The sequence below is a fragment of the Amycolatopsis sp. NPDC049691 genome, from assembly GCF_040675005.1.
Classification (GTDB): Bacteria; Actinomycetota; Actinomycetes; order Mycobacteriales; family Pseudonocardiaceae; genus Amycolatopsis.
This window is the reverse complement of sequence record NZ_JBFANX010000004.1, coordinates 222,370-246,704: the sequence shown is the minus strand read 5'-3', so window position 1 is coordinate 246,704 and position 24,335 is coordinate 222,370. Positions and strand designations below refer to the sequence as shown.

Here is a 24,335-nt window from a genome sequence, read left to right as displayed (position 1 = left end):
GCTCACGGCCGCAGGTAACGCACCTGCCCGCCCTTCCCGCGCTCGAAGCTGTCCCGGCCGGCCAAGTGCTCCGGCACCCCGACCTCCCACCAGGCCCCCGCCTCGGTCCACGTCGACGGTTGCGTCTTCACCACGACCACGGCCGGACGCCGTTCGCCCACCGCCGCCGAGCGTGCCTCAGTGTAAGCCGTCCGCAGCGAGTCCACTGTGGATGCTTCGAAGACCAAGCAGCCCAGCGATTCCGCGTGCCGGGCGAAGTCCACGCGTGGCGGCGAAGCGTGCGAAGTCGTGCAGTCGGCGTAGAAGTTGTTGAACGGCTTCCCGCCCTGGCCCTCCTGGAGCCGCGCGATCACCGCGTAACCGTCGTTGTCGCACACCACCGCGACGAACGGGTGGCCCGCGAAAGCCGCCGAGAACAGTTCGGAGTTCAGCATCAGGTACGAGCCGTCGCCCGTCAGGGTGGTCACCAGGCCGGGCCACGCGATCGCCGCGCCCCATGCGCCCGACAGCTCGTAGCCCATGCACGAGAACCCGTACTCGACGTCCATCGAGAGCGATCCTGAGCCGCGCCAGCCGCCGATCAGCTCGCCCGGCAGGCCGCCCGAGGCCGTCATCACGTAGTCCTCCGCCGCCGACAGGTCGTTCACCACTCCGACGACCTGCGCGTACGAAGGAACCTCCGCGGCGGACGAGCGCAACGAGTCGATGTGCGCGTCCCAAGCCGCCCGTTCACTCGCAGCCCGCGAAGTCCACGACGGGTCCACCCGCCAGCTCTCCAGCTGCGCGGCCAGGTCCGTCAGGCCCGCGTCGGCGTCGCCGACCACGGACAATGCGCCGTGCTTGACCGCATCGAACCGCGCCGCGTTCAGCGTCACCAGGCGGACGTCGGGGGAGAACACCGTCCACGACGCCGTCGTGAAGTCCTGCAGCCGCGTCCCGACCGCGAACACCACGTCGGCCGCGGCCGCGAGGGCGTTCGCCGACGACGAGCCCGTGATGCCCAGCGGCCCGGCGTGCAGTGGATGCGAGTGCGGCACCAGCGTGCGCCCCGCGGTCGTCTCGACGACGGGGATCCCGTGCCGCTCGGCGAAATCCAGCGCGCGCTGTCCGGCGCCGGAGTAGCGGACGCCGCCACCGAGCACCAGCAGGGGACGCCGAGACGCCCGCAGCACCCCGGCCGCCTCGGTGACCGAACGGCGGTCGGGACGCGTCCGCAGTGGACGGTGCGTCACCGGCGCGAACAGGGCGTCCGGGAAGTCGTACGTCTCCGCCTGGACGTCCTGCGGCAGCGCCAGGACCACCGGCCCGCTGTCCGCCGGGTCCGTGAGCACCCGCGCGACCTGCGGCAACGTCGAAATCAGCTGCTCAGGCCGGGTGATCCGGTCGAAGTAGCGCGACACCGCGCGGAAGGCGTCGTTGACCGTCGCGGTCGCGTCGCCGAACGGCTCGATCTGCTGCAGCACCGGGTCCGGCGCGCGGCCGGTGAACGTGTCGCCCGGCAGCAGCAGCACCGGCAGCCGGTTCGCGTGCGCGACCCCGGCGGCGGTGACCATGTTCAGCGCGCCCGGCCCGATCGACGACGTCACGACGCCGACCTGCCGCCGGTGTGTGGCCTTCGCGTAGCCGACCGCGGCCAGCGCCATGCCCTGCTCGGTGTGCCCGCGCCAGACCGGCAGCTCACCGCGGTGTTCTTCCAGCGCGGTTCCCAGGCCGAGGACGTTCCCGTGCCCGAAGATCGCGAAGACGCCGGGAAACAGCGGGACTTCGCGCCCGTCCAGGGTTTCCGAGCGCTGCGCGAGGAGCCAGCGGACCAGCGCCTGAGCCGTCGTCAGCTTCACTGGACTCGCCCTTCGTGACTCGTGACGGGGCACCGCGGGTCCAGCTCCTGCGCCGCCCACGTGTCGCGGACCCAGCCGTGCGCCGGGTCGTCGCAGAACGCCATCGACCGCTCGGGCGCCGGTCCGGCCAGGACGTTCAGGTAGTACATCGGGTAGCCGGGCGCCGCCACGCACGGCCCGTGGTAGCCGCGTGGGATGAGGAACACGTCGTGGTCGCGCACGGCGACGTCCTCGTCCAGGTCGCCGTCGGCCGTGTACGTCCGGTGCAGCCCGAAGCCTTCTCGGGACGGCGTCATGCCGTCGCGGCCGGCGATCCGGAAGTAGTAGATCTCCTCGTTGACGACCTCGCACTCGGTCGCTTCGTCGTGCTTGTGCGGCGGGTACGACGACCAGTTGCCGCCCGGCGTGATCAGCTCGCACGCGTTGAGCTTGTCGGCGTGGTCCCACACCCCGGGCACGCCGAAGTTGGTCACCTGCCGGGTCGCCTGCCCGGCCCCGCGCACCTCGACCGGCACGTTCTCCGCGGGGCCGTACGCCGGCGGGAGACGGCGGGTGCAGCGCGCCATCGGCAGCGCGACCTCGAGACCGTCCTTTGTCGACAACTCGACTTCGGCTTCCCGGGGGACGTACGCGAAGTCCGTGACCCGCGTGAAGACCGACGAACGACCGCGCAGCTCGAAGACCTCGCCGTCGACCCGGAGGGTCGCCGAGCCGGACAGGGGCAGGACGAAGGCCTCGAACTCGCCGGTGTGCAGGACCCGGACCTCGCCGGCGGCCAGGGACAGCACCCGCAGCCCGGTGTAGGTCCAGCCCGCGCTGTCCGGGGTGAGCCGCACCGGATCGGCGTCGTCGGACAGTGTCCCGAGTGGACGGTGCAGCTTGCTCACTTCGCGGCCTCCAGTACCTTCGCGGCGGCTTCGACGGCGGCACCGACGTCGCCGTCGGGCGGGTAGAGCAGGGTGCGGCCGACGACCAGGCCGCGCACGACGTCGTGGCGCAGCGTCCGGCCCCAGGACGCCAGGTCGGCGCCCGGGTCGCCGGACGGCACGCCGCCGAGCACGACCACCGGCAGCGTCGTCGCGCCCAGCACGGCGGCCGATTCGGTGGACGGGAGCTTCAGCCAGGTGTGCGCCGACGTCGTCCCGAGCCCGGACGCCACGGAGACCGCCCGCGCGAGGGACACCGGATCCTTCTGCAGCACGAGTTTCCCATCGGCGCGGGTGTAGGGGAGCGGCTCGACCATCGCGACCAGGCCGTACGCGGCCAGTTCGGTGACGGCGTCGGCGCAGGCCTGCAGCGTCGGGACCGTGCCGGGGTCGGAGTCGACGAGCCGCAGCAGCATCTTGCCGCCGTCCAGGCCGCAGTCGACGAGCGTGCGGGCGTCGTAGCCGGTGAAGCGGTCGTCGATCTCCCAGTCGGCGCCGGCGAGGCCGCCGCGGTTCATCGAGCCGAAGACGACCTTGTCGTGCAGCGCACCGAGCAGGAGCAGTTCCTCGACGACGTCGGGCGTGCCGAGCAGGCCGTCGACCGCCGGGTTGGCCAGCGCGACGAGCAGTCGCTCGAGCAGCGTCCGGCGGTCGGCCATCGCCAGGGGGTCGTCGCCGACGCCCAGTGCCCCGCGGGCCGGGTGGTCGGCCGCGACCAGGAACAGCGTGCCCTGGTCGGACAGGAGGTGCGGACGCCGTTTGCGGGTCGCGTACGCCTGCCGGACCGCGCCCGGGTTCGTGGCCCGGGTGTGCAGGAGTTCGCGCCAGCGGTCGTCGGTGAGGATCACAGCAGCTCCTCGATCTCGTCGGCGGTCGGCATCGCGTCGGCGCAGGCCAGGCGGGACGCGACGAGCGCGCCCGCCGCGTTCGCGTACTCGGCGGTCCGCACCGGGTCCCAGCCGGACAGCAGCCCGTGGATCAGCGCGCCGCCGAAGCCGTCGCCGGCGCCGAGGCCGCAGACGACCTCGACGCGCTGGGGCGGGACGGTCGAGCGTCCCTCCGGCGTCGCCACCAGCACGCCGTCGGCGCCCTTCTTGATCACGGCCAGGTGCAGCCCACGCTCCAGCAGGCGGTCGGCGGCGGCATCGGGATCCGCGGTGCCGACGGCGACCTCCACCTCGGTCCGGTTGCCCACCGCGACCGTGACGTGGTCGAGCATCCCGCCGATCTCGGTTCGCGCGGTTTCGGCGTCCGGCCAGAACATCGGCCGGTAGTCGAGGTCCAGGACGGTGTGCGCACGGCGTCCCCGGGCCTCGAGGATCTTCCGCTGGGTGGCTCGCGCCGGCTCGGCGGAGACGCCGGTACCGGTGACCCACAACAGCGGCACCGACTCGACGACGTCCCAGGGCACGTCTTCGTCGGTGAGCGTGAGGTCGGGGGCGAGGGGAGAGCGGTAGAACAACAGCGGCGGGTCCGCGGGTGGGTTCAGCTCGCAGAACACCACCGGCGTCTGCAGGTCCGGCGAGGTACCCACGAAGGCCGGTGAGACACCGAAGCCGTCGAGGGCCTGCCGGACGTAGTCGCCGAAGCCGTCCGGCCCGACCTTGGTCAGCACGGCGGTGCGCCGGCCGAGCCGGGCGGCGGCGACCGCGACGTTGGTCGCGGTCCCGCCGAGCGACTTCGCGAAGGTGCGGACGCCGGCCAGGGGCACGCCGCTCTGCTCCGGGTAGAGGTCGACGCCCACCCGGCCGATCGTGAGCGCTTCGAGACTCACGCCTTCTCCACCTGCCGCAGCTCGTGTTCGAGGGCTTCGAGTTCCGCACCGCCCGCCATCTGCCGGGTCAGCTCGTTGATGTCGATCTCGGACTTCTCGTAGTGCCCCAGCGCGGCACCGCGCTTGAGCAGCAGGAACCGGTCCGCCACCGGGTAGGCGTGGTGCGGGTTGTGCGTGATCAGCACGACGCCGAGCCCGCGGTCGCGGGCCTGGGCGACGTACTTGAGCACCACCCCGGCCTGCTTGACCCCCAGCGCGGCCGTCGGCTCGTCGAGGATCAGCACCTTCGCGCCGAAGTGCACCGCCCGCGCGATCGCGACGCACTGGCGTTCGCCACCGGAGAGCGTCCCGACCGGCTGCTCGACGTCCCGCAGGTCGATGCCCATGTCGGCCAACGCCTTCTTGGTCGTTTCGCGGCCCTTCTTCCGGTCGAGCATCTTGAACGGGCCGAAGCCCGTCGTCGGTTCGGAGCCGAGGAAGAAGTTCCGCCAGACGCTCATCAGCGGTACCACGGCGAGGTCCTGGTACACGGTCGCGATACCGCGGTCGAGGGCTTCGCGCGGCGACGCGAACCGGACCGGCTCGCCCTCGACGAGGAACTCGCCGCGGTCGTGCTGGTGCACCCCGGCGAGGATCTTGATCAGCGTGGACTTCCCGGCGCCGTTGTCGCCGAGCACGCAGGTGACCTCGCCCGCGTTGACCACAGTGGACACATCGCGCAGCGCGATCACGCTGCCGTACGTCTTACCGATCTCGCGAACTTCCAGCAGCCTCATCGGCGTACCCTCTCCGCGCGGCGCCGGAAGGCGTTGTTCACCAGAACCGCGGCCAGCAGCATGATGCCGAGGAACAGCATGAACCAGTCGCTGTTCCACTGCGCGAACACGATGCCCTGGCGCGCCATGCCGAAGATCAGCGCGCCGATCGCCGCGCCCACCGCCGAGCCGAACCCGCCGGTGAGCAGGCAGCCGCCGATCACCGCCGCGATGATGTACTGGAACTCCAGCCCGATGCCCTGGTTCGCCTGCACGCTCGCGAACCGCAGGATGTTGATCGAGCCGACCAGCCACGCGCCGAACGCGGTGCCCATGAACAGCAGGATCTTCGTGCGCACCACCGGCACGCCGACCGAGCGGGCCGACCCCTGCGACCCGCCGACCGCGAAGATCCAGTTGCCGAACCGGGTCCGCACCAGCAGCCACGCGGCGATCGCCGTGACGACGATCCACCACACGATCGACGACTGGAACTCCGTGCCGCCGATGTCGAAGGTCGACGCGAACAGCCCGCCCGCCGACTCGTAGCCGCTGGTCGAGCGCATGCCCGACACCTGGACGGTGTTGGTCACCCAGCGCGTCACGCCGAGGTTGAGCCCCTGCAGGGCGAGGAACGACCCGAGCGTGACGATGAAGCTGGGCAGGCCGGTCTTCATGACCAGCCAGCCGTTGAACGCGCCGACGCCGAGGGCGAAGGCCAGCGAAACCAGCAGCGCGAGCCAGACGTTCCAGCCCGCCTGCGTCGCCAGGATCGCGGTGACCAGCGATGTCGACGCCGTCATGACGCCGGCCGAGAGGTCGAACTCGCCGCCGACCATGAGCAGCGCGACCACGACGGCCATGATGCCCAGCGTCGAGGAGTCGTCGAGCCAGGTCGCCACGCCCAGCGGGCTGAGGAACTGGCCGGTGACGACGGAGAAGAAGACGAACACCAGCACGGCTCCGAGGAGCGCCCCGATCTCGGGGCGGACGACCAGGCGGTCGGTCAGCCCTTTCTTGGCGACGCGCTCGTCGGGTTGGACTTGGATCCCACCTGCTTTTGGGGGGTCCAGGGGGGCTTGCCCCCCGGCTGGGGTCTGGGGCTTGGCCCCAGAAGATGGAGCGGTCATCGCGTGCCGCGCTGGGCGTACGGGGCCACGGTGTCGATGTTGGTCTTGTCGACGAAGCCCGGGCCGGTCTGCACGGGCTTGCCGCCGCCGATGGTGTTGCCGTTCTCCTTGTACAGCTTGAGGAACACGATCGGCAGGTAGCCCTGCTCGTACTGCTGCTGGTCGACGGCGAAGAGGATCGTGCCCGCCTTGATGGCCGCGACGACGTCGGCGTTGAGGTCGAACGTCGCCACCTGCGCCTTCGAGCTCGCTTCCTTCGCCGCGTCGACCGCGCGGGCCGCGACCTGCGAGTTCAGCGCCAGCACGGCGTCGATCGACGGGTCGGACTGCAGCGCGCCGCGGATGCGGGCCTGCGCGTCGGTCGGGTTGGAGATGTCGACCTGCAGCGTGGTGACGTTGCCGAAGGTCTGCTTCGCGCCGTCGCAGCGCTGGTTCTGGCCGATGTTGCCGGCCTCGTGGATGACGCACAGCAGCTTGGTCTTGCCCGCCGCCTTGAGCCGCTGGCCCGCGCCCTGGCCCGCCAGGCCCTCGCTCTGCCCGACGTGCGCGATCGCGCCGAACTGGGCGCTGAAGTCCTCGCCGGAGTTGATGGTGACGACCGGGATGCCCGCCTTGACCGCGTTCTGGATCGACGTCTGCAGCGCCTGCGGGTTCGCCATCGAGACGACCAGGCCGCCGACCTTCTGCGCGACCGCGTTGTCGATCAGCCGGGCCTGGTTGCCGGGGTCGCCGTCGGCGAAGTAGTCGACGCCGACGTTCAGGTCCTTGCCCGCCTGCTCGGCGCCGTTCTTCACGACGTTCCAGAAGGCGTCGCCGGCGCTGCCGTGCGTGACGACGGCGATCTTCAGCGGCCCGCCGGTGCTCGGCGCCGCGGCCTGGGAGCTCGGGCTGCCGCTGGACGAGTTGTCGGCGCTCGGGCCGCTGCAGGCGGACAGGACCAGCCCGGCGGCGGCGATCGCCGCCACCCCCGCCAGCTTCTTGATTGAGAACACAGTCACTCCTTTGGGACCAGGGGTTACAGGGAGTCGATGATCTTCGCGAGGTGGGCCAGGCTGCGCTCGGTGTCCCGGCGGGGTAGGTCGTCGGGGCTCTCCGCGCCGAGAGCGGTGTCCTGTTCGAGGACGTACCAGCCGTCGTAGCCCGCCGCCTGGACGGAGCGCACCATCGCCGCCACGTCCACGTCCCCCTCGCCGAGCGGGGTGTAGATGCCCCGCCCGACCGCGTCGGTGTAGCCGAGCCGCCCCGCGCGGACCTCCGCCGCCAGGTCTTCTCGGACGTCCTTCAGATGCACGTGCCCCACCCGTTCGGGATACCGCTGCGCCAGCTCGACCGGATCCGTCCCGCCGATCATCAGGTGCCCGGTGTCGAGGCACAAGCCGAGATCGGAGTCGGCGAGGAACCGCTCGACCTCGGCCCGCTGCTCCACGTGCGTCCCGACGTGCGGGTGCAGCACCGTGCGCAGGCCGTGCGCGGCGGCGATGTCGCGGATCGCGCCCGCGGTGCCGACGAGCGTCGCCCATTCGGCGTCGGTGAGCCGCGGGCGGTCGTCGTAACCGTCGAGGCCGGTCGCGGCGGCGAGCACGAGGACGTCACCGCCGCACGCGGCGAAGAGCGCGGCCGACTCTTCGGCCTCCTTGAGCGCGTGCTCCCGGTTTTCGTGGAGGACGACGGCGAGGAACCCGCCGACGAGCGTCAGGTCGTACTGCCCGAGCAGCCTCCGCAGGTCCGCCGGGTCGCGCGGGAGGTACCCGGGCGGGCCCAGCTCGGTCGCCTGGACGCCCAGCTCCGCCATTTCGCCCAGCACGGTCGCCGCGTCCAGCACCCGGCCCCAGCCCGGGACTTCGCAGACGCCCCAGGAGATCGGGGCGGCGGCCACGCGGATCGTCGCTGTCACAAGGGCCTCCGTTGGTCCGTTGGAGCGCTCTATTGATTAGAGCGCTCTAATCTTGTAACGTCCGTCACACCAAGTCAAGGCCGAGTTTCCGGTGACCAGGGGAGGTGTGCCGCATGCGTCCGACGATGGAGGACGTCGCCGCGCGGGCGGGGGTTTCCCGCGCACTGGTGTCCCTGGTGATGAGGAATTCACCGAAGGTCTCCGACGCGCGGCGCGCGGCCGTGCTGCGCGCGGCCGAAGAACTCGGCTACCAGCCGCACGTGATGGCGCGGTCGCTGGCCAGCCGGACGTCCACTGTGCTCGGGGTGATGGTCAACGACCTGCGCAACGCCTTCTTCGCCGACGTCGTCGAGGGACTCGACGCGGCCGCGCAGGCCGCGGGCTTCGACCTGATCCTCAACACCGGCGGCCGCAGTCCGACGCGCGAGTGGAACGCCCTGCACAACCTGCTTTCCTTCCGGCCGGCGGGGATCATCCTGCTTTCGCCGGTCGTTCCGGCCGCGTCGATCCAGACCGCGGCCAAGCAGTGCCCGGTCGTGCTGGTCTCGCGGACGATCCGGTCATCCACAGTGGACACCGTGAACGACGACGGCGAGGCGGGGTCCGCGCTGGCCGTCGACCACCTCGTCGGGCTCGGGCACCGGCGCATCGCGCACCTCGACGGCGGCGGAGCGGCGGGCGCGGCCCAGCGCCGGCGCGGGTTCCAGGCGGCGATGCGGCGGCACGGCCTGGAGCCGATCGTGGTGCGCAGCGAGCACACCGACACCGGGGGCGAGAAGTCCGTGCGGGAGCTGCTGGCGACGTACTCGCGGCCCGAGCTGCCGACGGGGCTGGTGGCGGGCAACGACTTCAACGCCGTCGGCGCCATCTCGGCGCTGGAGGAGGCCGGGCTGCGCGTGCCGGAGGACGTCTCGGTCGTCGGCTACGACAACACCTCGCTGGCGGCGTTGCGCCACCTCTCACTGACCACAGTGGACCAGCCGCGCACCGAAATGGGGCGGCTGGCCTTCGAAGCGCTGGCCGAGCGCATCCGCGGGGAGCGCACGGAGCCGGTCCGGCACCTGCTGCACCCGTCACTGGTGGTCCGGGCGACCACTGCGGGGATTTCTCAGACAGAAGGGCATCAACGATGAGGTTGGGACTGGCCGGCACCGGCCGGATCGGCACCGCGCACGCGGAGACGCTGAAGGGCTTCGAGGAGGTCGAGTCGGTCGTCGTGGCCGACGTCGACCCCGCGCGGGCCGCGTCCGCCGCCGCGAAGCTGGGTGTCGAGACGGCTCCCCTCGGCGACCTGTTCACCGCGGGTCTCGACGGCGTGGTCGTCACGGCCGCCACGGACGCGCACCCGGGCCTGATCATCGCGGCGGTCGACGCGGGCATCCCGGTGTTCTGCGAGAAGCCGGTGGCCGCCGACATCCCGGGCACGCTGGCCGTCATCGACCGCATCAGCGCGTCGGACGTGCCGGTCCAGATCGGGTTCCAGCGCCGGTTCGACGCGGGCTACGCGGCGGCCCGGGCGGCGGTCGCGTCGGGCGAGCTGGGCTGGCTGCACACGCTGCGCGCGACGACGTTCGACCCGGCGCCCCCGCCGGCCGAGTACGTCGCCCACTCGGGCGGGCTGTTCCGCGACTGCGGCGTCCACGACTTCGACATCATCCGCTGGGTGAGCGGCCGCGAGGTCGAGGAGGTGTACGCGATCGGGGCGAACCGCGGCGAGCGCTTCTTCGCGGACGCGGGCGACGTCGACACGGCGGCGGCGACCCTGACCCTGGACGACGGAACGTTGGCGACGGTGTCACTGACCCGCTACAACGGCGCGGGCTACGACGTGCGCTTGGACGTGCTCGGTTCGGTCTCGGGGGTGGTGGTCGGCCTGGACGACCGGGCGCCGCTGCGTTCGGTGGAGCCGGGGGTGGCGCCACTGCCGGGGCCGGCGTACCCGGGGTTCATGGAGCGGTTCCGCCCGGCGTACACGACGGAGCTGAAGGCGTTCCTGGACGTGGTCGCGGGCCGGGCACCTTCGCCGTGCGTCGCGGCGGATGCGTTGGAGGCGTTCTACATCGCGGAGGCGTGCGAGGTATCCCGCCGCGAACGGCGTCCGGTGCGGCTGGCGGAGGTCAGGCGCTGAAACCCGGTCGCGCGCCCGGGCAAGCTGGCGGGGTGATCACCTTGACCCCGCTCGACGAGCCCGCCCTCGCTCGGCTGCTCGAAGCCGCCGTCGCCGGAGCCGACCCGCTGGAGGTCATGCCCCCGGTCGAGGACGTGCCCGGCTGGACCCCCGCGCGCCGCTCGGCGTTCCTGGCGTTCCACCGCGGCCGCTCCCTGGACCCGCCCACCGCGGTGGAACGCACGTGGGTGGTCGACCTGGACGGAACCGCAGTGGGGGCTGCCCGGCTGGAACGCCACGGCGACACGGTGGAGGCGGGCATCTGGCTCAGCCGCGGCACTCGTGGCCGGGGAGTCGGGCGTGAGGTAACGAAACTGCTCTTGGCCGAGGCACGCACCTCCGGCGCGGCCAGGTTCATCGCGACGACGACGGCCGGCAACGCCGCAGCCCGCGCGTTGCTGGGAGGCCTCGGCGCGGCCCTCACCACCCACGGCGAAGAAGTGCGCACGGAACTCCGGCTCACCTGACCAGCCGCGGCAGGATCTCCGTCCGGACGTACTCCAGCGCGTCCCGCGAAGGCAGGATGTGCGGCCCCTGTACCCACCGCACCCCGTGCCGGACGGCGGCCGCCGTGACGCGCTCCCGGAGCGGGCCCACGACTCCCGCGCCGAGGACCAGCACCTCGTACGCGCCCAGGCGCGCCAGGACCGCTTCCTCCGAGGCGACGCCGTCCGCGGCGAGACCCGCCGCGGACAGCGCCGCCGTCACCCTCGAGACCGTGGCCGGGTTGCGGCCGAACAGCAGCACCTTCATGCCGCCCAGGCTCACACCTCAAGGGCACTCGAAGTCAAGACAGTTCGAGCGTCGGGGAGTACATCTCGATCCAGTGGTACAGGTCGAGCACCCGGTCCAGGCCGATGCGCATGGCCGGGTTCATCGTCGCCGAGTCCACTTCGGACGCCCGGTGCGCCCACGCCCGGTCGACCAGTTCGAACACCTGGTGGCGAGGTTCGGCCAGCACCTCCTTGACCTGCTGCTGCAGCGCCGCCGCGTAGCCCGGGTCCTGCGTCGACGGGTACGGGCTCTTCACCCGCTGCGCCACCGATTCCGGCAGGACGTGCTTGGTCGCGTGCCGCAGCAGGCTCTTCTCGCGCCCGTCGAACGTCTTCAGCGACCACGGCGTGTTGTACACGTACTCGACCAGCCGGTGGTCGCAGAACGGCACGCGGACCTCCAGGCCCACCGCCATCGACGCGCGGTCCTTGCGGTCGAGCAGCATCCGCACGAACCGGGTCAGGTGGAGGTTGCAGATGGTCCGCATCCGGGCCTCCCGCGCAGACTCGCCGTCGAGGTGCTCCACCGCGGAAACCGCCGAAGCGTACTGATCCGCGATGTAGGTCTCGACGTCGAGGTTCTTCACCAGCTCCGGCGTGTACAGCGACGCCCGCTCGTCCATCATCGACGTGCGGAACGCCAGCCACGGGAACGTGTCCGCGTTGACCGCCTTCTCGTCGTGGAACCAGCGGTAGCCGCCGAACACCTCGTCGGCCGACTCGCCCGACAGCGCCACCGTCGACTGGCCGCGGATCGCCTTGAACAGCAGGTACAGCGACGTGTCCATGTCGCCGAGGCCGGCCGGGATGTCACGGGCCCGCAGCACCGCGCGCCGGACCTCGGGGTCGGTCAGGTCGGCCGGGTTCAGCATGACGTCTTCGTGCGCGGAGTCGACCAAGGAAGCGACGTCCCGCACGAACGGCGAGTCCGCCGTGTCACGCATCTCGTCCGGCTTGAAGTTCTCCTCCTGGCCGAAGAAGTCGACGGAGAACGTCCGCAGCTGCTCGCCCTGCTCGGCCAGCCGAGCCGCGGCCAGGCCGGTGACGGCGCTGGAGTCGAGCCCGCCCGAGAGCAGCACGCACCGCGGGACGTCGGCGACGAGCTGGCGGTTGACGATGTCGGTCATCAGCTCGCGCACGCGGGCGACCGTCGTCTCCTGGTCGTCGGTGTGCTTCTTCGCGTCCAGCTTCCAGTAGGTGCGGGTCTTGATGCCCTCGCGGGACACGGTGACGATCGTGCCCGGCTGGACCTCTTCCATGTCCTTCCACAGCGACCAGCCCGGTCGCTTGGTGAAGCCGGCCAGCTCGCGGAAGCCGTCGAGGTCGACGACCTTCTTCGCGAGGGGGTTCGCCAGGATGGCCTTCGGCTCGGAGCCGAACAGGACGCCGTCGCGGGTCGGGTAGTAGTAGAAGGGCTTGATGCCCATCCGGTCGCGGATCATGACGAGCCGGTCGTCGCGCTCGTCCCAGATCGCGAACGCGTACATGCCGTTGAGGTGGTCGACGACCTGGTCGCCCCACTGCAGGTAGCCGTGCAGCACGACCTCGGTGTCGCTGTCGGTCTCCCACCGGTGGCCGAGCTTGGTCAGCTCTTCCTTCAGCTCGGTGAAGTTGTAGGCCTCACCGCTGTAGACCATCGCGACGTCGCCGTTCGGTGTGTGCACCGACATCGGCTGCCGTCCGCCGGGCAGGTCGATGATGGCCAGGCGCCGATGGCCCAGTGCGACGTGCGTGCGCACCCACGTCCCGGCGTCGTCCGGGCCGCGGCAGGCCATGGTTTCCGTCATGGCGTCGACCACGTCCCGGCGGCGGGTGAGGTCGGCGTCGTAGGAAACCCAGCCGGCGATACCGCACATAGGTGATCCCCTCTCCCAAGATTTGCTTAGCCGATACAACTATCGGTAACTCAGGTGTAACACGGGCTGTAGATCTTGTCTGCCCGAATTGCACGTTCCGCACCTGTTCGGTCACACGTTGTGTCGCGAGTCACTAACCAACTGCATGCTGTGACAACGAGGCAAACGTTTGCGTGACGGCCGCCACCAGCCATAAAGACGGCGTAAATGCGTGTCGGGAACGCATCAAGGCGCCATCAGCCGCGGGTCCCGGGCCGCCGGGAGAGCCGCACAGTGAACGGCGTCCGGTCACCGAACCCGGTGACCCGTCTTGAGAGGTGCCTGTGGCCGACTTGCTCTACGCCGTCCTGCTGATCGGCGTGTTCGTGGTGCTCGCGCTGGCACTGCGCGGGATGGAAAAGCTGTGAGCGCGGCCAACGTCGCCGGCGGAGTGCTGGCGCTCGGCCTCCTCGTGTACCTCTTCGTCGCGCTGATCAAGCCGGAGAAATTCTGATGTCCGACACGACGGCCGGGCTCATCCAGCTCGGCCTGCTCCTCGCCGCCCTCGCCGCGGTCTACCGGCCGCTCGGCGACTACCTGGCGCGCGTCTTCTCCACCGAGAAGCACCTCAAGCTCGAAAGGGGTCTCTACCAGCTTTTCCGCGTCAACCCGGACTCCGAACAACGCTGGCCGACCTACGCCGCCGGCGTGCTGGGCTTCTCGTTCGTCTCGGTCGTCCTGCTCTACCTGCTGCAGCGGCTGCAACCACTCCTGCCGTGGAACCTCGGCCGTGGCGCGGTGAGCCCCGGCGTCGCGTTCAACACGGCGATCTCGTTCGTCACCAACACGAACTGGCAGTCCTACGTCCCCGAGACGACCATGGGCCACTTCGTGCAGATGGCCGGGCTGACCGTGCAGAACTTCCTGTCCGCGGGCGTCGGCCTCGCCGTGGCGATCGCCGTGACACGCGGGTTCGTCCGCGCGAAGACCGACCGCCTCGGCAACTTCTGGGTGGACCTGACGCGTGGCACGGTCCGCGTCCTGCTGCCGATGGCCTTCGTGTTCGCCATCGTGCTGGTCGCGCTCGGCGTCGTGCAGAGTCTCAAGGCCGGCGTCGCCGTGACGAACCCGGACGGCAGCCACAGCACCATCGCCCTGGCCCCCGCGGCGAGCCAGGAGGCGATCAAGGAACTGGGCACCAACGGCGGCGGCATCCTCAACGCCAACTCCGCCCACCCGTTCGAGAACCCCAACGCGTGGACCAACCTGATCGAGCTGTTCCTCATCCTGGTGATCCCGGTCAGTCTGACCCGCGCGTTCGGCACACTCGTCGGCAACCGCCGCCAAGGCTATGTCCTGCTGAGCGTGATGGGCCTGCTCTGGACGGCGTCGCTGGCGCTCATCTGGTTCTCCGAAGCCCACGCGAGCAACCCGGCCGCGCTGGCCGCGGGCGCGAGCATGGAGGGCAAGGAACAGCGGTTCGGCATCGGCCTGACGTCGCTCTTCGCCGACACCACCACCGGCACGTCGACCGGCGCGGTCAACGGCGCGCACGACAGCCTCTCCGGCCTCGGCGGCGGGGGACCGCTGCTGAACATGCTCTACGGCGAGATCTCGCCCGGCGGCGTCGGCACCGGCCTCTACGGCATCCTCGTCATGGCGATCATCGCGATGTTCCTGGCCGGTCTGATGGTCGGGCGCACGCCCGAGTATCTGGGCAAGAAGCTCGGCAAGCGCGAGGTCACCTGCGCGGCCATCGCCATGCTCGCGATGCCGACCGTCGTCCTCCTCGGCTCCGGCATCGCCCTGCTGCTGCCGGACACGGCGGGCGCGCTCGGCAACGGCGGCGCGCACGGCCTCTCCGAAATCCTCTACGGCTACGCGTCCACCGGCAACAACAACGGCAGCGCGTTCGGCGGCCTGACCGCGACGAACGACTGGTTCCAGTCCTCGTTCGGCGTCGCCATGGCGATCGGCCGGTTCGTGCCGATCCTCGCCGTGCTCTGCCTGGCCGGTTCCCTGGCCGCGCAACGCAAGGTGCCCGAAACCGCCGGCACCCTGCCCACCACCGGGCCGCTGTTCGCCACCATGCTCACCGGCACGGTGGTGCTCGTCGCGGCCCTCACGTTCATCCCGGCGCTCGCGCTCGGGCCCATCGCGGAGGCACTCGCATGACCGTCGGCGCCGGGGTTTTCAGCCCCCGCCAGCTCTGGACGTCGCTCCCCGACGCCTTCCGGAAGCTCAACCCGAAGCACCAGCTCGGCAACCCCGTGATGTTCGTGGTGTGGGTGGGTTCCGCGCTCACCACGGTCTTCGCGGTCATCGACCCGAGCGTGTTCACCGTCCTGATCGCCGTGTGGCTGTGGTTCACGGTCCTCTTCGCGAACCTCGCCGAAGCTGTCGCCGAAGGCCGTGGCAAGGCCCAGGCGGAATCCTTGCGGCGGTCGAAGAAGGAGACCGTCGCGCGCCGGCTCACCGAGACCGGGGAGGAGCAGGTACCGGGCGTCGAGCTGAAGGTCGGCGACCTGGTCGTCGTCGAGGCGGGCCAGGTGATCCCGGGTGACGGCGACGTCGTCGAGGGCATCGCGACCGTCGACGAGTCGGCCATCACCGGCGAGTCCGCCCCGGTCATCCGCGAATCCGGTGGCGACCGCAGCGCGGTCACCGGCGGCACGACCGTGCTGAGCGACCGGATCGTCGTGAAGATCACGACCAAGCCCGGTGAGTCCTTTGTAGACCGCATGATCGCGTTGGTGGAAGGCGCTTCGCGACAGAAGACGCCGAACGAGATCGCCCTGACCATCCTGCTCTCGACGTTGACGATCATCTTCCTGCTGGCCGTCGTCGCGCTGCAGCCGATGGCCCGCTACTCCGGGTCCGAGCAGTCGGTGATCGTGCTGACCGCGCTGCTCGTGTGCCTGATCCCGACCACGATCGGCGCGCTGCTGAGCGCCATCGGCATCGCGGGCATGGACCGGCTGGTGCAGCGCAACGTCCTCGCGACGTCCGGCCGCGCGGTCGAGGCCGCGGGCGACGTCTCGACGTTGCTGCTCGACAAGACCGGCACCATCACCTTCGGCAACCGCCGCGCGACCGAGCTGATCCCGGTCGGCTCGTCCACACCGGACGAACTCGCCCGCGCCGTCCGGCTCGCAAGCCTCGCCGACGAAACCCCGGAAGGCCGCAGCGTCGTCGAACTGACCGAGGCGTACGCGGCCCAAGACGAACACGGCGAATTCGTGCCCTTCACCGCACAGACGCGGATGTCCGGCCTCGACATCGGCGACCGGCGGATCCGCAAGGGCGCGGCTTCAGCGGTCCGGGCCTGGGTGCGCGACAACGGCGGCGAGTTCCCCGACGAGACCGAGCGCGTCGTCGACGACATCAGCGCTCAGGGCGGCACGCCGCTGGTCGTCGCCGAGGACACCGTGGTGCGCGGCGTGATCCGGCTGTCCGACGTCGTCAAGCCGGGCATGAAGGAGCGCTTCGAAGAACTGCGCTCGATGGGCATCAAGACGGTGATGATCACCGGCGACAACCCGCTCACCGCGAAGGCCATCGCCGCGGACGCCGGCGTCGACGACTACCTCGCCGAAGCCAAGCCCGAAGACAAGATGGCCCTGATCAAGAAGGAGCAGGAAGGCGGCCGGCTCGTCGCGATGACCGGCGACGGCACCAACGACGCCCCCGCGCTCGCGCAGGCCGACGTCGGCGTCGCGATGAACACCGGCACCTCGGCCGCCAAGGAGGCCGGGAACATGGTCGACCTCGACAGCGACCCGACGAAGCTGATCGAGATCGTCGAGATCGGCAAGCAGCTGCTGATCACCCGCGGCGCGCTGACCACGTTCAGCGTCGCCAACGACCTCGCCAAGTACTTCGCGATCCTGCCCGCGATGTTCACCGGTATCTACGCCCAGCTGGGCGGGCTGAACATCATGCACCTGGCCACGCCGAAGTCGGCGATCCTCTCCGCGGTCGTCTTCAACGCGCTGATCATCGTCGTGCTGATCCCGCTGGCCCTGCGCGGCGTGCGGTACAAGCCGTCGTCGGCCTCGGCCCTGCTGCGCCGCAACCTGCTCGTCTACGGCCTCGGCGGGATCGTCAGCCCCTTCCTCGGGATCTGGCTGATCGACCTGCTCGTGCGCCTCATCCCTGGAATCGGGTGATCGACAGTGAACACGCTCGTCAAGCAGACCTGGGCCGGGCTGCGCGTCCTCATCGTCATGACGGTCCTGCTCGGGATCCTCTACCCCCTCGCCGTGTGGGCCGTCGCCCGGATCCCCGGGCTGGAGTCCACCGCCGAAGGCTCGATCGTCACGCGGAACGGGCAGGCCGTCGGCTCGTCGCTGATCGGCGTCGACCCGGTGCCCGCCGACCCCGCGCACGACCCGTGGTTCCACACCCGGCCCTCGGCGGCCACGCCCGAGATGCCGTCCGGCGCGTCGAACAAGGGCCCGTACAACGAAGATCTGGTGAAGGCGATCCAGGAGCGGCGGGCGGCCATCGCCCAGCGCGAAGGCGTGTCACCCGACCAGGTACCGCCGGACGCCGTGACGGCGTCGGGGTCCGGCCTCGACCCGGCGATCAGCGTCGCCTACGCCGACCTCCAGGCCGCGCGGGTCGCCAAGAACACGGGCCTGTCGCCGGACCGGGTGAAGCAGCTGATCGAGCAGAACACGAGCGGGGCCGGGATCGGCGTTCCCGGCGTCGATGTGCTCCCGCTCAACTTGGCCGTGCGCGCCGCGGCCGGAGGGGCACACTAGCACCGTGACCACCGCGAACAAGCCGCGCCGAGGGGAGCTGAGGATCTACCTCGGCGCGGCTCCGGGCGTCGGCAAGACCTTCGCCATGCTCGGGGAAGCGCGCCGGCGCCTCGACCGGGGCACCGATGTCGTCGTGGGTCTGGTCGAGACGCACGGCCGCGAGAAGACCGCGCAGCTGCTGGCGGGCCTCGAAATCGTCCCCCGGCGGCACGCCGAGCACCGCGGCCGCGCGTTCGACGAGATGGACGTCGACGCCGTCCTCGCCCGCGCGCCCGAGGTCGCCGTCGTCGACGAGCTGGCCCACACCAACGTGCCCGGCTCGCGCAACGCCAAGCGCTGGCAGGACGTCGAGGAACTCCTGGAAGCCGGGATCGACGTGCTGTCCACGGTCAACGTGCAGCACCTGCAGAGCCTCAACGACGTCGTCGAGCGGATCACCGGCGTCACCCAGCAGGAGACCGTGCCGGACGAGGTCGTCCGCCGCGCCGAACAGCTCGAGCTGGTCGACATCACGCCGGAAGCGCTGCGACGGCGGCTCGCGCACGGCAACGTCTACCCGGCCGAACGCATCGACGCCGCGCTCGGCAACTACTTCCGCCCCGGCAACCTGACGGCGTTGCGCGAGCTGGCCCTGCTCTGGGTGGCCGACCAGGTCGACGTCGCCCTGCAGCGTTACCGCGCCGAACAGCGGATCACCGACACGTGGGAGGCACGCGAACGCGTCGTCGTGTCCGTGACCGGCGGGCCGGAGAGCGAGACGCTCATCCGCCGCGCCAGCCGGATCGCCACGCGCGCCGGGGCCGAGCTGCAGGTGGTGCACATCCTGCGCGGCGACGGGCTGGCCGGGCCGGGGCCGGTCGCGATGGCCCGCTGCCGGACGGTGGCCGAAGAGGTCGGCGCGACCTTCCACACGGTCGTCGGCGACGACGTGCCGACCGCGCTGCTGGACTTCGCCCGCGGCGTCAACGCGACCCAGCTGGTGATCGGCACCTCGCGGCGCTCACGCGTGGCGCGGCTGTTCGACGAGGGCATCGGCGCGTCGGTGGTCCGCCGGTCGGGCCCGATCGACGTGCACATGGTCACCCACGCCGAGGCGGGCGGCCGGCTGCGCGCCCGGCTCGCCGCGAGCCCGCTCGGGTTGTCGCGGCTGGTCGCGGGCTGGGTGCTCGGCGTCGCGCTGCCGGTGCTGGTGACCGCGGTCGGGTTCTTCGTGCCGAGCGGGCTCGACTTCGCCACCGACGTCATCTCCTACGTGCTCGCGACGGTCGTGGTCGCGCTGGTCGGGGGCCTCGGCCCGGCCCTGGTCGCGGCCGTGCTCGGCGCCGGGCTGCTCAACTTCTTCTTCACGCCGCCGCTGTACACGCTGAACGTGCACACCCCGCAGAACCTGGTGACCCTGATCGCGATGGTCGTGGTCGCGGTGCTCGTCGCCCTGGTCGTCGACCAGGCCGCGCGCCGGGCCACCCAGGCGGCGCGGGCGCGGACCGAGGCGGCCCTGCTCGCCTCCTACGCGCGGACCGTGCTGACCCACGCGAACCCGATCGAGCGGCTGCTGGAAAAGGTGCGGGAGAACTTCGCGCTGACTTCGGTGACGCTGCTGGAAAAGCAGGAAGGCGAGTGGCGGGCGGTGGCGTGCGCGGGGGAGCACCCGTGCGCCGACCCGGACGAAGCCGACGTCGACGTCGCCGTCACCGCGGACGTGCACCTGACCCTGCGCGGCCGGACGCTGCCCGCGGCCGACCGGCGGGTCCTGGAAGCCGTGGCGGGACAGGCGTTGCTCGCCCTGCGCCAACAGCGGACGGCGGCCGCCGCGGCCCGCGCCGAGCGCAAGGCGGAGGCGACCGAGCTGCGCACGACGTTGCTCTCGGCCGTCGGCCACGACCTCCGGACGCCGCTGACGTCGATCAAGGCGTCGATCGGCAGCCTGCGCGCCCCCGACCTGGAGCTGTCCGAAGAGGACACCGCGGAGCTGATGGAGGCCATCGAGCTGTCGGCCGACCGGCTCGCGGGGCTGATCGACAACCTCCTGGACTCCTCGCGGCTGGCCACCGGCGCGGTGCGGCCGCACCTGCGTCCGGTCGGCTACGACGAGGTCGTCGCGCACGCGTTGTCCACTGTGGACGGCTCGGACGCGGTGCGGGTGGCGGTGGACGACCAGCTCCCGGCGGTGCTCGCCGATCCGGGGCTGCTGGAACGGGTGGTGGCGAACCTCCTGGACAACGCCCTGCGGCACGGCGGGGCCCCCGTGTCCGCGCGGGCGTCGGCGCACTCCGGCCAGGTGGAGCTGCGGATCGTCGACCACGGCAAGGGCCTGCGCAAGGGGGCCGCGGACTCGGCGTTCGCGCCGTTCCAGCGCCTGGGCGGCGACCGCGACACCACGCCCGGCGTCGGGCTGGGGCTGTCGGTGGCGAAGGGGTTCACCGAGGCGATGGGGGGCACGATCCGCGCCGAGGACACCCCGGGCGGCGGGCTCACGATCGTCGTCTCCCTGCCCGAGTTCAGCGTCGAGTTCGAGGAAGAGGGGGTGCGATGAGCGACCCGGGTGCCACCGTGCTGGTGGTGGACGACGAGCCGCAGATCGTGCGGGCACTGCGGATCAACCTCACCGCCCGCGGCTACAAGGTGATCACCGCGCACGACGGCACGGCCGCGCTCAAGGCGGTGGCCGAAACCAAGCCGGACGTGGTGGTCCTGGACCTCGGCCTGCCGGACCTGGACGGCACGGAGGTGATCGCCGGCCTGCGCGGCTGGACGACGGTCCCGATCATCGTCCTGTCGGCCCGCGGCGACTCGGCGGACAAGGTCCAGGCCCTCGACGCGGGCGCGGACGACTACGTCACGAAGCCGTTCGGCATGGACGAGCTGCTGGCCCGGCTGCGCGCGGCGGTCCGCCGCTCGGCGGTGACCGGCGCGGACGGCGTGGACGCGGTGGTGGACACCTCGTCGTTCAGCGTGGATCTCGCGGCGAAGAAGGTCCGCCGCCACGACGGCGTGGAGGTCCACCTGACGAAGACCGAGTGGGGCGTGCTGGAGCTGCTGGTCCGCAACCGCGGCCGGCTGGTGGCGCAGAAGCAGCTCCTGCACGAGGTGTGGGGGCCGTCGTACGAGACGGAGTCCCACTACCTGCGGGTGTACCTGGCCCAGCTGCGGCGCAAGCTGGAGCCGGAGCCGTCGCGGCCCCGGCACCTGCTCACCGAACCCGGCATGGGCTACCGCTTCGAGGTCTGAGCGGCTGGGTACTTCCCCGGCATGGACGGGACGAAGACGTGGCTGCGGGGCGGTGAGCGCATCCCGCCGGTGCTCGTGCTGACGCTGGCGGTGGGAGCGACGTTCGGCGCGTTCGGCTGGCTGTTCACGGCGTTCGACGGCGGGGTGAGCGGGGTGACGTGGCTGCGCGTGGCGGCGGCAGGCGCTGGTGCCCTGCTGACCGTTTACCTGTGGGCGTTGTTCGCCCACCGCCTCAGGCGCCGCCGCTAGAACCAGAAGGTCGGCTGCTCGATCCCGAACCGCAGCTTGGCGTACCTCTTCGACGCCGCCGCGGAGAAGTAGATGTGCTGCGAAGCCGCGTGCAGGTCGCGGAAACACCGCTGCATCGGCTGGTCCGTGTGCAGCGCGCCCGCTCCGGCGAAGCCGAAGGCGATGTCCACCGCGCTCAGCGCCGCCCGCATCGCCTGCTGGGTCGCCAGCAGGAACTGCCCCCGCCGGGCCGCGTCCGGCACGTCGCCCGCGCACGCCGTCTCCCACAGCGCGCCGAGCGCGTCGAACACGAACGCGCGCGCCGATCGCAGCTGCCCTTCGGCCCTGGTCAGGGCGATCTGGACGTCGCCGTCCTCGGCGATCGGGCCCGGGCCCGGCGGGCGGAACTTCGCCGGCGCGAACCCGGTGAACTCGTCCAGCGCGCGCCGGGCGATGCCGAGCGGGACGCCCGCCATCAGCGTGCCGACGAACGTGAAGAACGGGAAGCGCCACAGCGGCCCGTCGTGGCGCGCCGGGTTCGTGAACGGCGAGATCGTGTGCTCCTCGCGCACGACGGCGTCGATCTCGACGTCGTGGCTGCCGGTGCCGCGCAGGCCGCTGACGTCCCAGTTCTCGACCACCCGCACCGCGGCGGCCGGGACCACGGCGAGCCGCCAGTCCCGCGGGTCGCCGCCGGCGAAGGCGCCGTTGAAGAACAGGTCGGTGTGCGGGCTGCCGCTGCAGAACCCCCACCGGCCTGCGAACGAGAACTTGCCGTCGCCGTCCGGGGTGAGGCGGCCCATCGGCGCGAAGACACCGCCGCCGATCGGGTCCGGGGTGCCGGCGACCAGCTCCGCGGCGACCGCGGGGTCGAGCCAGGCGAGGAACGCCGAGCCGTTGCCGATGGTGATCGTCCAGCCCGCGGACCCGTCGGCGCGGGAGAGCTCCTCGATCACTTCGACGAGCTCGGCGGGCGGCAGCTCCCGCCCGCCGAGCGCGCGCGGCGTCGCCAGGCGGAAGAGCCCGGCCGCACGCGCCCGCTCGACGAGGTCCCGCGGCAGTGTCTGGAGCCGTTCCGCTTCGACGGCCCGCGCGCTCAGCTCGGGCGCGAGCTCCCGCGCGGCGGTCACGGCGTCGGTGGTGGCTTGTCCCATCATGGTCAACGCCCCCTCAGGGTGTCATGATAGATGGACATCTATTCGATAGAGGAGTCTCTACCTAAATGGTCGAGCCTGTCAAGCGCCGTTATGACACGTCGCGACGCCAGGAGCAGGCGCGCGAGAACCGCCGCCGCATCCTGGCGTCGGCGTCGGGGCTCTTCCGGGACAAGGGGTACGCGGGCACGTCGATGCCCGAGGTGGCGAAGGCGGCCGGCGTCGCGGTCCAGACGGTCTACAAGGCGTTCGCGAACAAGGCGACGCTGCTCAAGGCGGTCTTCGACGTGACGGTCGCGGGCGACGACGAGGACATCCCGATCGCCGGCCGCGACTTCATCGCGGCGATCCAGGCCGAGCCGGCCGCCGCCCGGAAGATCGGGATGTACTTCGACCACCTCGCGTCGCTCGCGCCGTCGGTGGCCCCGGTGCAGCTGCTGGCCAGGGAAGCGGCCGCGGCCGACCCGGCGGCGGCCGAGGTGTGGGCGCAGATGCGCGCGGAGATGCTGACGGCGATGACGTACTTCTCGGCCGACCTGCTGGCCACCGGGCAGGTCAAGCCGGGGTTGGCCGCCGACGACGTCCGCGACGTCCTGTGGGCCTACCACGGGCCGGAGCAGTACGAGCTGCTGTGCCTGGAGCGCGGGTGGCCGCCGGAGCGCTACGGCCGGTTCCTCCGCGACGCGGTCGTCGCCGCGATCCTGGCCTAGACATGCCGAAGGCCACCGCCGGAACGGTGGCCTTCGGGGCTTCTCTCACTGCGCGTGCGTGGTGCTTCCGCTCGCGGTGGGGGAGTCGGTCGTGCTCGGCGACGGCGCCCCGCCGGTGCTCGAGCTGCCGCTGGACGGCGGAGTGGACGTCGGGTCGGGCGTCGTCGTGGGGTCCGGCGTGGTGGTCGGCGGCGTGGTCTTCGGTGTTGTCGGCGGCTTCGGGCTCGACGGCGGCGGGGACACCGGCGGCGGGTTGCCGCCCGTGTCGCTGCGCGGCGGCGGGGGCGGGTCGGCGTGGGTGACGACCGTGGTGGTCGTCTTGCCGTCCGGGCTGATCGAGACCACCGTGGTCGGCGCGCTCGACGACGTCGTCGCCGACTCGCTCGTCGGCGCGCCCACGGTCGACGGGCTGCTGGACGACGGGGTGCTCGGCACCGTCTGCAGGCCGGCCTGCGAGGTGCCCTGGCCGCCGGTCCCGCCGGTGCCGCCCGCGGTGCTGGCGGGGTCCGGGCCGGCGAGCTCGGCGACGGCGGCGAACGCGGTCGCGACCACCAGTCCGGCCACCCCGAGCACGACGTACCCGGTGCGGTTCGGTTTGCTGCTCTTCGGCGGGGCGGTGTCGACCCTGGTCACGTGCGAGCTCGAGGCGGACCCGTCGGGGCGGGGCATTGCAGGCTCCTCGGGGGTTCGGGAGAGGCGCGGTCGAGGCCGTGAATCGATCACTGCTTCCCCGGGCGGGGGAACCCGGGAGGACGACCTCGGCGGCGAGGTTATCACCGTCGGTGCCGCATTCGCCCAGGTAGTGGGCTTGCGCGATCACTGTGCGCAGTCGGAGAGTCCGGAAAGGATGAAAGCGTGAGTGAGGGACAAACGAACACCCGGTTGACGGCGTGGGTCCGGGGCCGCGTCCAGGGAGTCGGTTTCCGCTGGTGGACCCGGAGCCGGGCGCTCGAGCTGGGGTTGGTGGGCAGTGCCCGCAACATGCCGGACGGGCGTGTCGAGGTCATAGCGGAGGGTGATCGAGACCACTGTGAGCGGTTGCTCGCCATCCTGCGGTCCGGAGAATCACCCGGAAGTGTGGAGACCGTCGTCGAGCGCTGGTCCGACCCGAAAGGGGGACTCGACGGCTTCGTCGAGCGGTAGGCCGCGCCGATGAG

General features: G+C 71.4%; 24 protein-coding genes. 12 read left to right on the top strand and 12 right to left on the bottom strand.

Annotation, left to right across the window (positions count from 1 at the left end; translation table 11 throughout):
* Positions 1–2 precede the first annotated feature (2 nt).
* From iolD to AB0J40_RS11015, 8 genes are all read right to left on the bottom strand, one after another.
* Entirely contained in the window at positions 3–1,838 is a 1,836-nt protein-coding gene (gene iolD, locus AB0J40_RS11050) for a 3D-(3,5/4)-trihydroxycyclohexane-1,2-dione acylhydrolase (decyclizing) (protein ID WP_364450669.1), read from the bottom strand.
* Positions 1,835–2,725, bottom strand: coding sequence for a 5-deoxy-glucuronate isomerase (iolB, locus tag AB0J40_RS11045; RefSeq protein WP_364450666.1), 891 nt, complete (start codon positions 2,723–2,725; stop codon positions 1,835–1,837). The genes iolD and iolB overlap by 4 nt, the downstream gene beginning before the upstream one ends.
* Positions 2,722–3,612 carry an aldolase gene (locus tag AB0J40_RS11040; RefSeq protein WP_364450663.1) on the bottom strand — a complete coding sequence of 297 codons (891 nt, stop codon included), beginning with the start codon at positions 3,610–3,612 and terminating at the stop codon, positions 2,722–2,724. The genes iolB and AB0J40_RS11040 overlap by 4 nt, the downstream gene beginning before the upstream one ends.
* Entirely contained in the window at positions 3,609–4,538 is a 930-nt protein-coding gene (gene iolC, locus AB0J40_RS11035) for a 5-dehydro-2-deoxygluconokinase (RefSeq protein ID WP_364450660.1), read from the bottom strand. The genes AB0J40_RS11040 and iolC overlap by 4 nt, the downstream gene beginning before the upstream one ends.
* The gene (locus AB0J40_RS11030; protein WP_364450657.1) at positions 4,535–5,314 is read right to left on the bottom strand and encodes an ATP-binding cassette domain-containing protein; all 780 of its coding nucleotides are present in this window, start codon (positions 5,312–5,314) and stop codon (positions 4,535–4,537) included. Before AB0J40_RS11030 ends, iolC begins: the two co-directional genes overlap by 4 nt.
* Positions 5,311–6,342, bottom strand: coding sequence for an ABC transporter permease (locus tag AB0J40_RS11025; protein ID WP_364451355.1), 1,032 nt, complete (start codon positions 6,340–6,342; stop codon positions 5,311–5,313). The genes AB0J40_RS11030 and AB0J40_RS11025 overlap by 4 nt, the downstream gene beginning before the upstream one ends.
* A 77-nt stretch (positions 6,343–6,419) precedes the next feature.
* Positions 6,420–7,415: a sugar ABC transporter substrate-binding protein gene (locus AB0J40_RS11020; protein WP_364450654.1), complete on the bottom strand. Its 996-nt coding sequence runs from the start codon at positions 7,413–7,415 to the stop codon at positions 6,420–6,422.
* A gap of 23 nt (positions 7,416–7,438) precedes the next feature.
* Positions 7,439–8,317, bottom strand: coding sequence for a TIM barrel protein (locus AB0J40_RS11015; RefSeq protein WP_364450651.1), 879 nt, complete (start codon positions 8,315–8,317; stop codon positions 7,439–7,441).
* Positions 8,318–8,430: 113 nt separating this feature from the next.
* Here AB0J40_RS11015 and AB0J40_RS11010 point away from each other — a divergent pair, with 113 nt between their 5' ends.
* From AB0J40_RS11010 to AB0J40_RS11000, 3 genes are read left to right on the top strand one after another with little or no spacing between them, the layout of a single operon-like run.
* Positions 8,431–9,450 (top strand): LacI family DNA-binding transcriptional regulator, encoded by a 1,020-nt coding sequence (locus AB0J40_RS11010; RefSeq protein ID WP_364450649.1) that lies wholly within the window; start codon positions 8,431–8,433, stop codon positions 9,448–9,450.
* Entirely contained in the window at positions 9,447–10,445 is a 999-nt protein-coding gene (locus tag AB0J40_RS11005) for a Gfo/Idh/MocA family oxidoreductase (RefSeq protein WP_364450647.1), read from the top strand. The genes AB0J40_RS11010 and AB0J40_RS11005 overlap by 4 nt, the downstream gene beginning before the upstream one ends.
* A 32-nt stretch (positions 10,446–10,477) precedes the next feature.
* Positions 10,478–10,951: a GNAT family N-acetyltransferase gene (locus AB0J40_RS11000; RefSeq protein WP_364450644.1), complete on the top strand. Its 474-nt coding sequence runs from the start codon at positions 10,478–10,480 to the stop codon at positions 10,949–10,951.
* Here the strand turns inward: AB0J40_RS11000 and AB0J40_RS10995 are convergent.
* Both AB0J40_RS10995 and asnB read right to left on the bottom strand, forming a co-directional pair.
* A complete protein-coding gene (locus AB0J40_RS10995) occupies positions 10,944–11,237 on the bottom strand; it encodes a hypothetical protein (RefSeq protein WP_364450641.1) in 294 nt (97 codons plus the stop codon). The genes AB0J40_RS11000 and AB0J40_RS10995 overlap by 8 nt on opposite strands.
* A 34-nt stretch (positions 11,238–11,271) precedes the next feature.
* A complete protein-coding gene (gene asnB, locus AB0J40_RS10990) occupies positions 11,272–13,113 on the bottom strand; it encodes an asparagine synthase (glutamine-hydrolyzing) (protein WP_364450639.1) in 1,842 nt (613 codons plus the stop codon).
* A gap of 403 nt (positions 13,114–13,516) precedes the next feature.
* Between asnB and kdpF the strand changes: the two genes are divergently transcribed.
* The 7 genes from kdpF to AB0J40_RS10955 are packed head-to-tail and all read left to right on the top strand — an operon-like array spanning position 13,517 to position 21,335.
* Entirely contained in the window at positions 13,517–13,606 is a 90-nt protein-coding gene (gene kdpF, locus AB0J40_RS10985; protein WP_125306522.1) for a K(+)-transporting ATPase subunit F, read from the top strand.
* Positions 13,606–15,267, top strand: a complete 1,662-nt coding sequence (kdpA, locus tag AB0J40_RS10980) for a potassium-transporting ATPase subunit KdpA (protein ID WP_364450637.1) — start codon at positions 13,606–13,608, stop codon at positions 15,265–15,267. Before kdpF ends, kdpA begins: the two co-directional genes overlap by 1 nt.
* On the top strand, positions 15,264–17,261 hold the full coding sequence (gene kdpB / locus AB0J40_RS10975) for a potassium-transporting ATPase subunit KdpB (protein WP_364450634.1): 1,998 nt from the start codon (positions 15,264–15,266) through the stop codon (positions 17,259–17,261). The genes kdpA and kdpB overlap by 4 nt, the downstream gene beginning before the upstream one ends.
* A gap of 6 nt (positions 17,262–17,267) precedes the next feature.
* Complete coding sequence (locus AB0J40_RS10970; protein ID WP_364450632.1) at positions 17,268–17,858, top strand: potassium-transporting ATPase subunit C; 591 nt, start codon at positions 17,268–17,270, stop codon at positions 17,856–17,858.
* Between the two features lie 4 nt (positions 17,859–17,862).
* Entirely contained in the window at positions 17,863–20,391 is a 2,529-nt protein-coding gene (locus AB0J40_RS10965; RefSeq protein WP_364450630.1) for a sensor histidine kinase KdpD, read from the top strand.
* Complete coding sequence (locus AB0J40_RS10960) at positions 20,388–21,086, top strand: response regulator (protein WP_364450627.1); 699 nt, start codon at positions 20,388–20,390, stop codon at positions 21,084–21,086. The genes AB0J40_RS10965 and AB0J40_RS10960 overlap by 4 nt, the downstream gene beginning before the upstream one ends.
* Before the next feature lie 21 nt (positions 21,087–21,107).
* Positions 21,108–21,335: a hypothetical protein gene (locus AB0J40_RS10955; protein ID WP_364450624.1), complete on the top strand. Its 228-nt coding sequence runs from the start codon at positions 21,108–21,110 to the stop codon at positions 21,333–21,335.
* Here the strand turns inward: AB0J40_RS10955 and AB0J40_RS10950 are convergent.
* On the bottom strand, positions 21,332–22,471 hold the full coding sequence (locus AB0J40_RS10950) for an acyl-CoA dehydrogenase family protein (protein WP_364450621.1): 1,140 nt from the start codon (positions 22,469–22,471) through the stop codon (positions 21,332–21,334). The genes AB0J40_RS10955 and AB0J40_RS10950 overlap by 4 nt on opposite strands.
* Before the next feature lie 65 nt (positions 22,472–22,536).
* Here AB0J40_RS10950 and AB0J40_RS10945 point away from each other — a divergent pair, with 65 nt between their 5' ends.
* Complete coding sequence (locus tag AB0J40_RS10945; RefSeq protein ID WP_364450619.1) at positions 22,537–23,178, top strand: helix-turn-helix domain-containing protein; 642 nt, start codon at positions 22,537–22,539, stop codon at positions 23,176–23,178.
* Between the two features lie 45 nt (positions 23,179–23,223).
* Here AB0J40_RS10945 and AB0J40_RS10940 read toward each other — a convergent pair whose 3' ends face one another.
* Entirely contained in the window at positions 23,224–23,847 is a 624-nt protein-coding gene (locus AB0J40_RS10940; protein ID WP_364450616.1) for a hypothetical protein, read from the bottom strand.
* Positions 23,848–24,033: 186 nt separating this feature from the next.
* Between AB0J40_RS10940 and AB0J40_RS10935 the strand changes: the two genes are divergently transcribed.
* Positions 24,034–24,321 carry an acylphosphatase gene (locus AB0J40_RS10935; protein WP_364450614.1) on the top strand — a complete coding sequence of 96 codons (288 nt, stop codon included), beginning with the start codon at positions 24,034–24,036 and terminating at the stop codon, positions 24,319–24,321.
* The last annotated feature ends 14 nt before the right edge of the window (positions 24,322–24,335 follow it).

Bases quoted from the DNA above. Each gene is read 5' to 3' on its own strand.
- AB0J40_RS11030 (WP_364450657.1), bottom strand. From the start codon at position 5,314: ATGAGGCTGCTGGAAGTTCGCGAGATCGGTAAGACGTACGGCAGCGTG.
- AB0J40_RS11010 (WP_364450649.1), top strand. From the start codon at position 8,431: ATGCGTCCGACGATGGAGGACGTCGCCGCGCGGGCGGGGGTTTCCCGC.
- AB0J40_RS11005 (WP_364450647.1), top strand. From the start codon at position 9,447: ATGAGGTTGGGACTGGCCGGCACCGGCCGGATCGGCACCGCGCACGCG.
- AB0J40_RS10995 (WP_364450641.1), bottom strand. From the start codon at position 11,237: ATGAAGGTGCTGCTGTTCGGCCGCAACCCGGCCACGGTCTCGAGGGTG.
- asnB (WP_364450639.1), bottom strand. From the start codon at position 13,113: ATGTGCGGTATCGCCGGCTGGGTTTCCTACGACGCCGACCTCACCCGC.
- kdpA (WP_364450637.1), top strand. From the start codon at position 13,606: ATGTCCGACACGACGGCCGGGCTCATCCAGCTCGGCCTGCTCCTCGCC.
- kdpB (WP_364450634.1), top strand. From the start codon at position 15,264: ATGACCGTCGGCGCCGGGGTTTTCAGCCCCCGCCAGCTCTGGACGTCG.
- AB0J40_RS10960 (WP_364450627.1), top strand. From the start codon at position 20,388: ATGAGCGACCCGGGTGCCACCGTGCTGGTGGTGGACGACGAGCCGCAG.
- AB0J40_RS10955 (WP_364450624.1), top strand. From the start codon at position 21,108: ATGGACGGGACGAAGACGTGGCTGCGGGGCGGTGAGCGCATCCCGCCG.
- AB0J40_RS10950 (WP_364450621.1), bottom strand. From the start codon at position 22,471: ATGATGGGACAAGCCACCACCGACGCCGTGACCGCCGCGCGGGAGCTC.
- AB0J40_RS10945 (WP_364450619.1), top strand. From the start codon at position 22,537: ATGGTCGAGCCTGTCAAGCGCCGTTATGACACGTCGCGACGCCAGGAG.
- AB0J40_RS10940 (WP_364450616.1), bottom strand. From the start codon at position 23,847: ATGCCCCGCCCCGACGGGTCCGCCTCGAGCTCGCACGTGACCAGGGTC.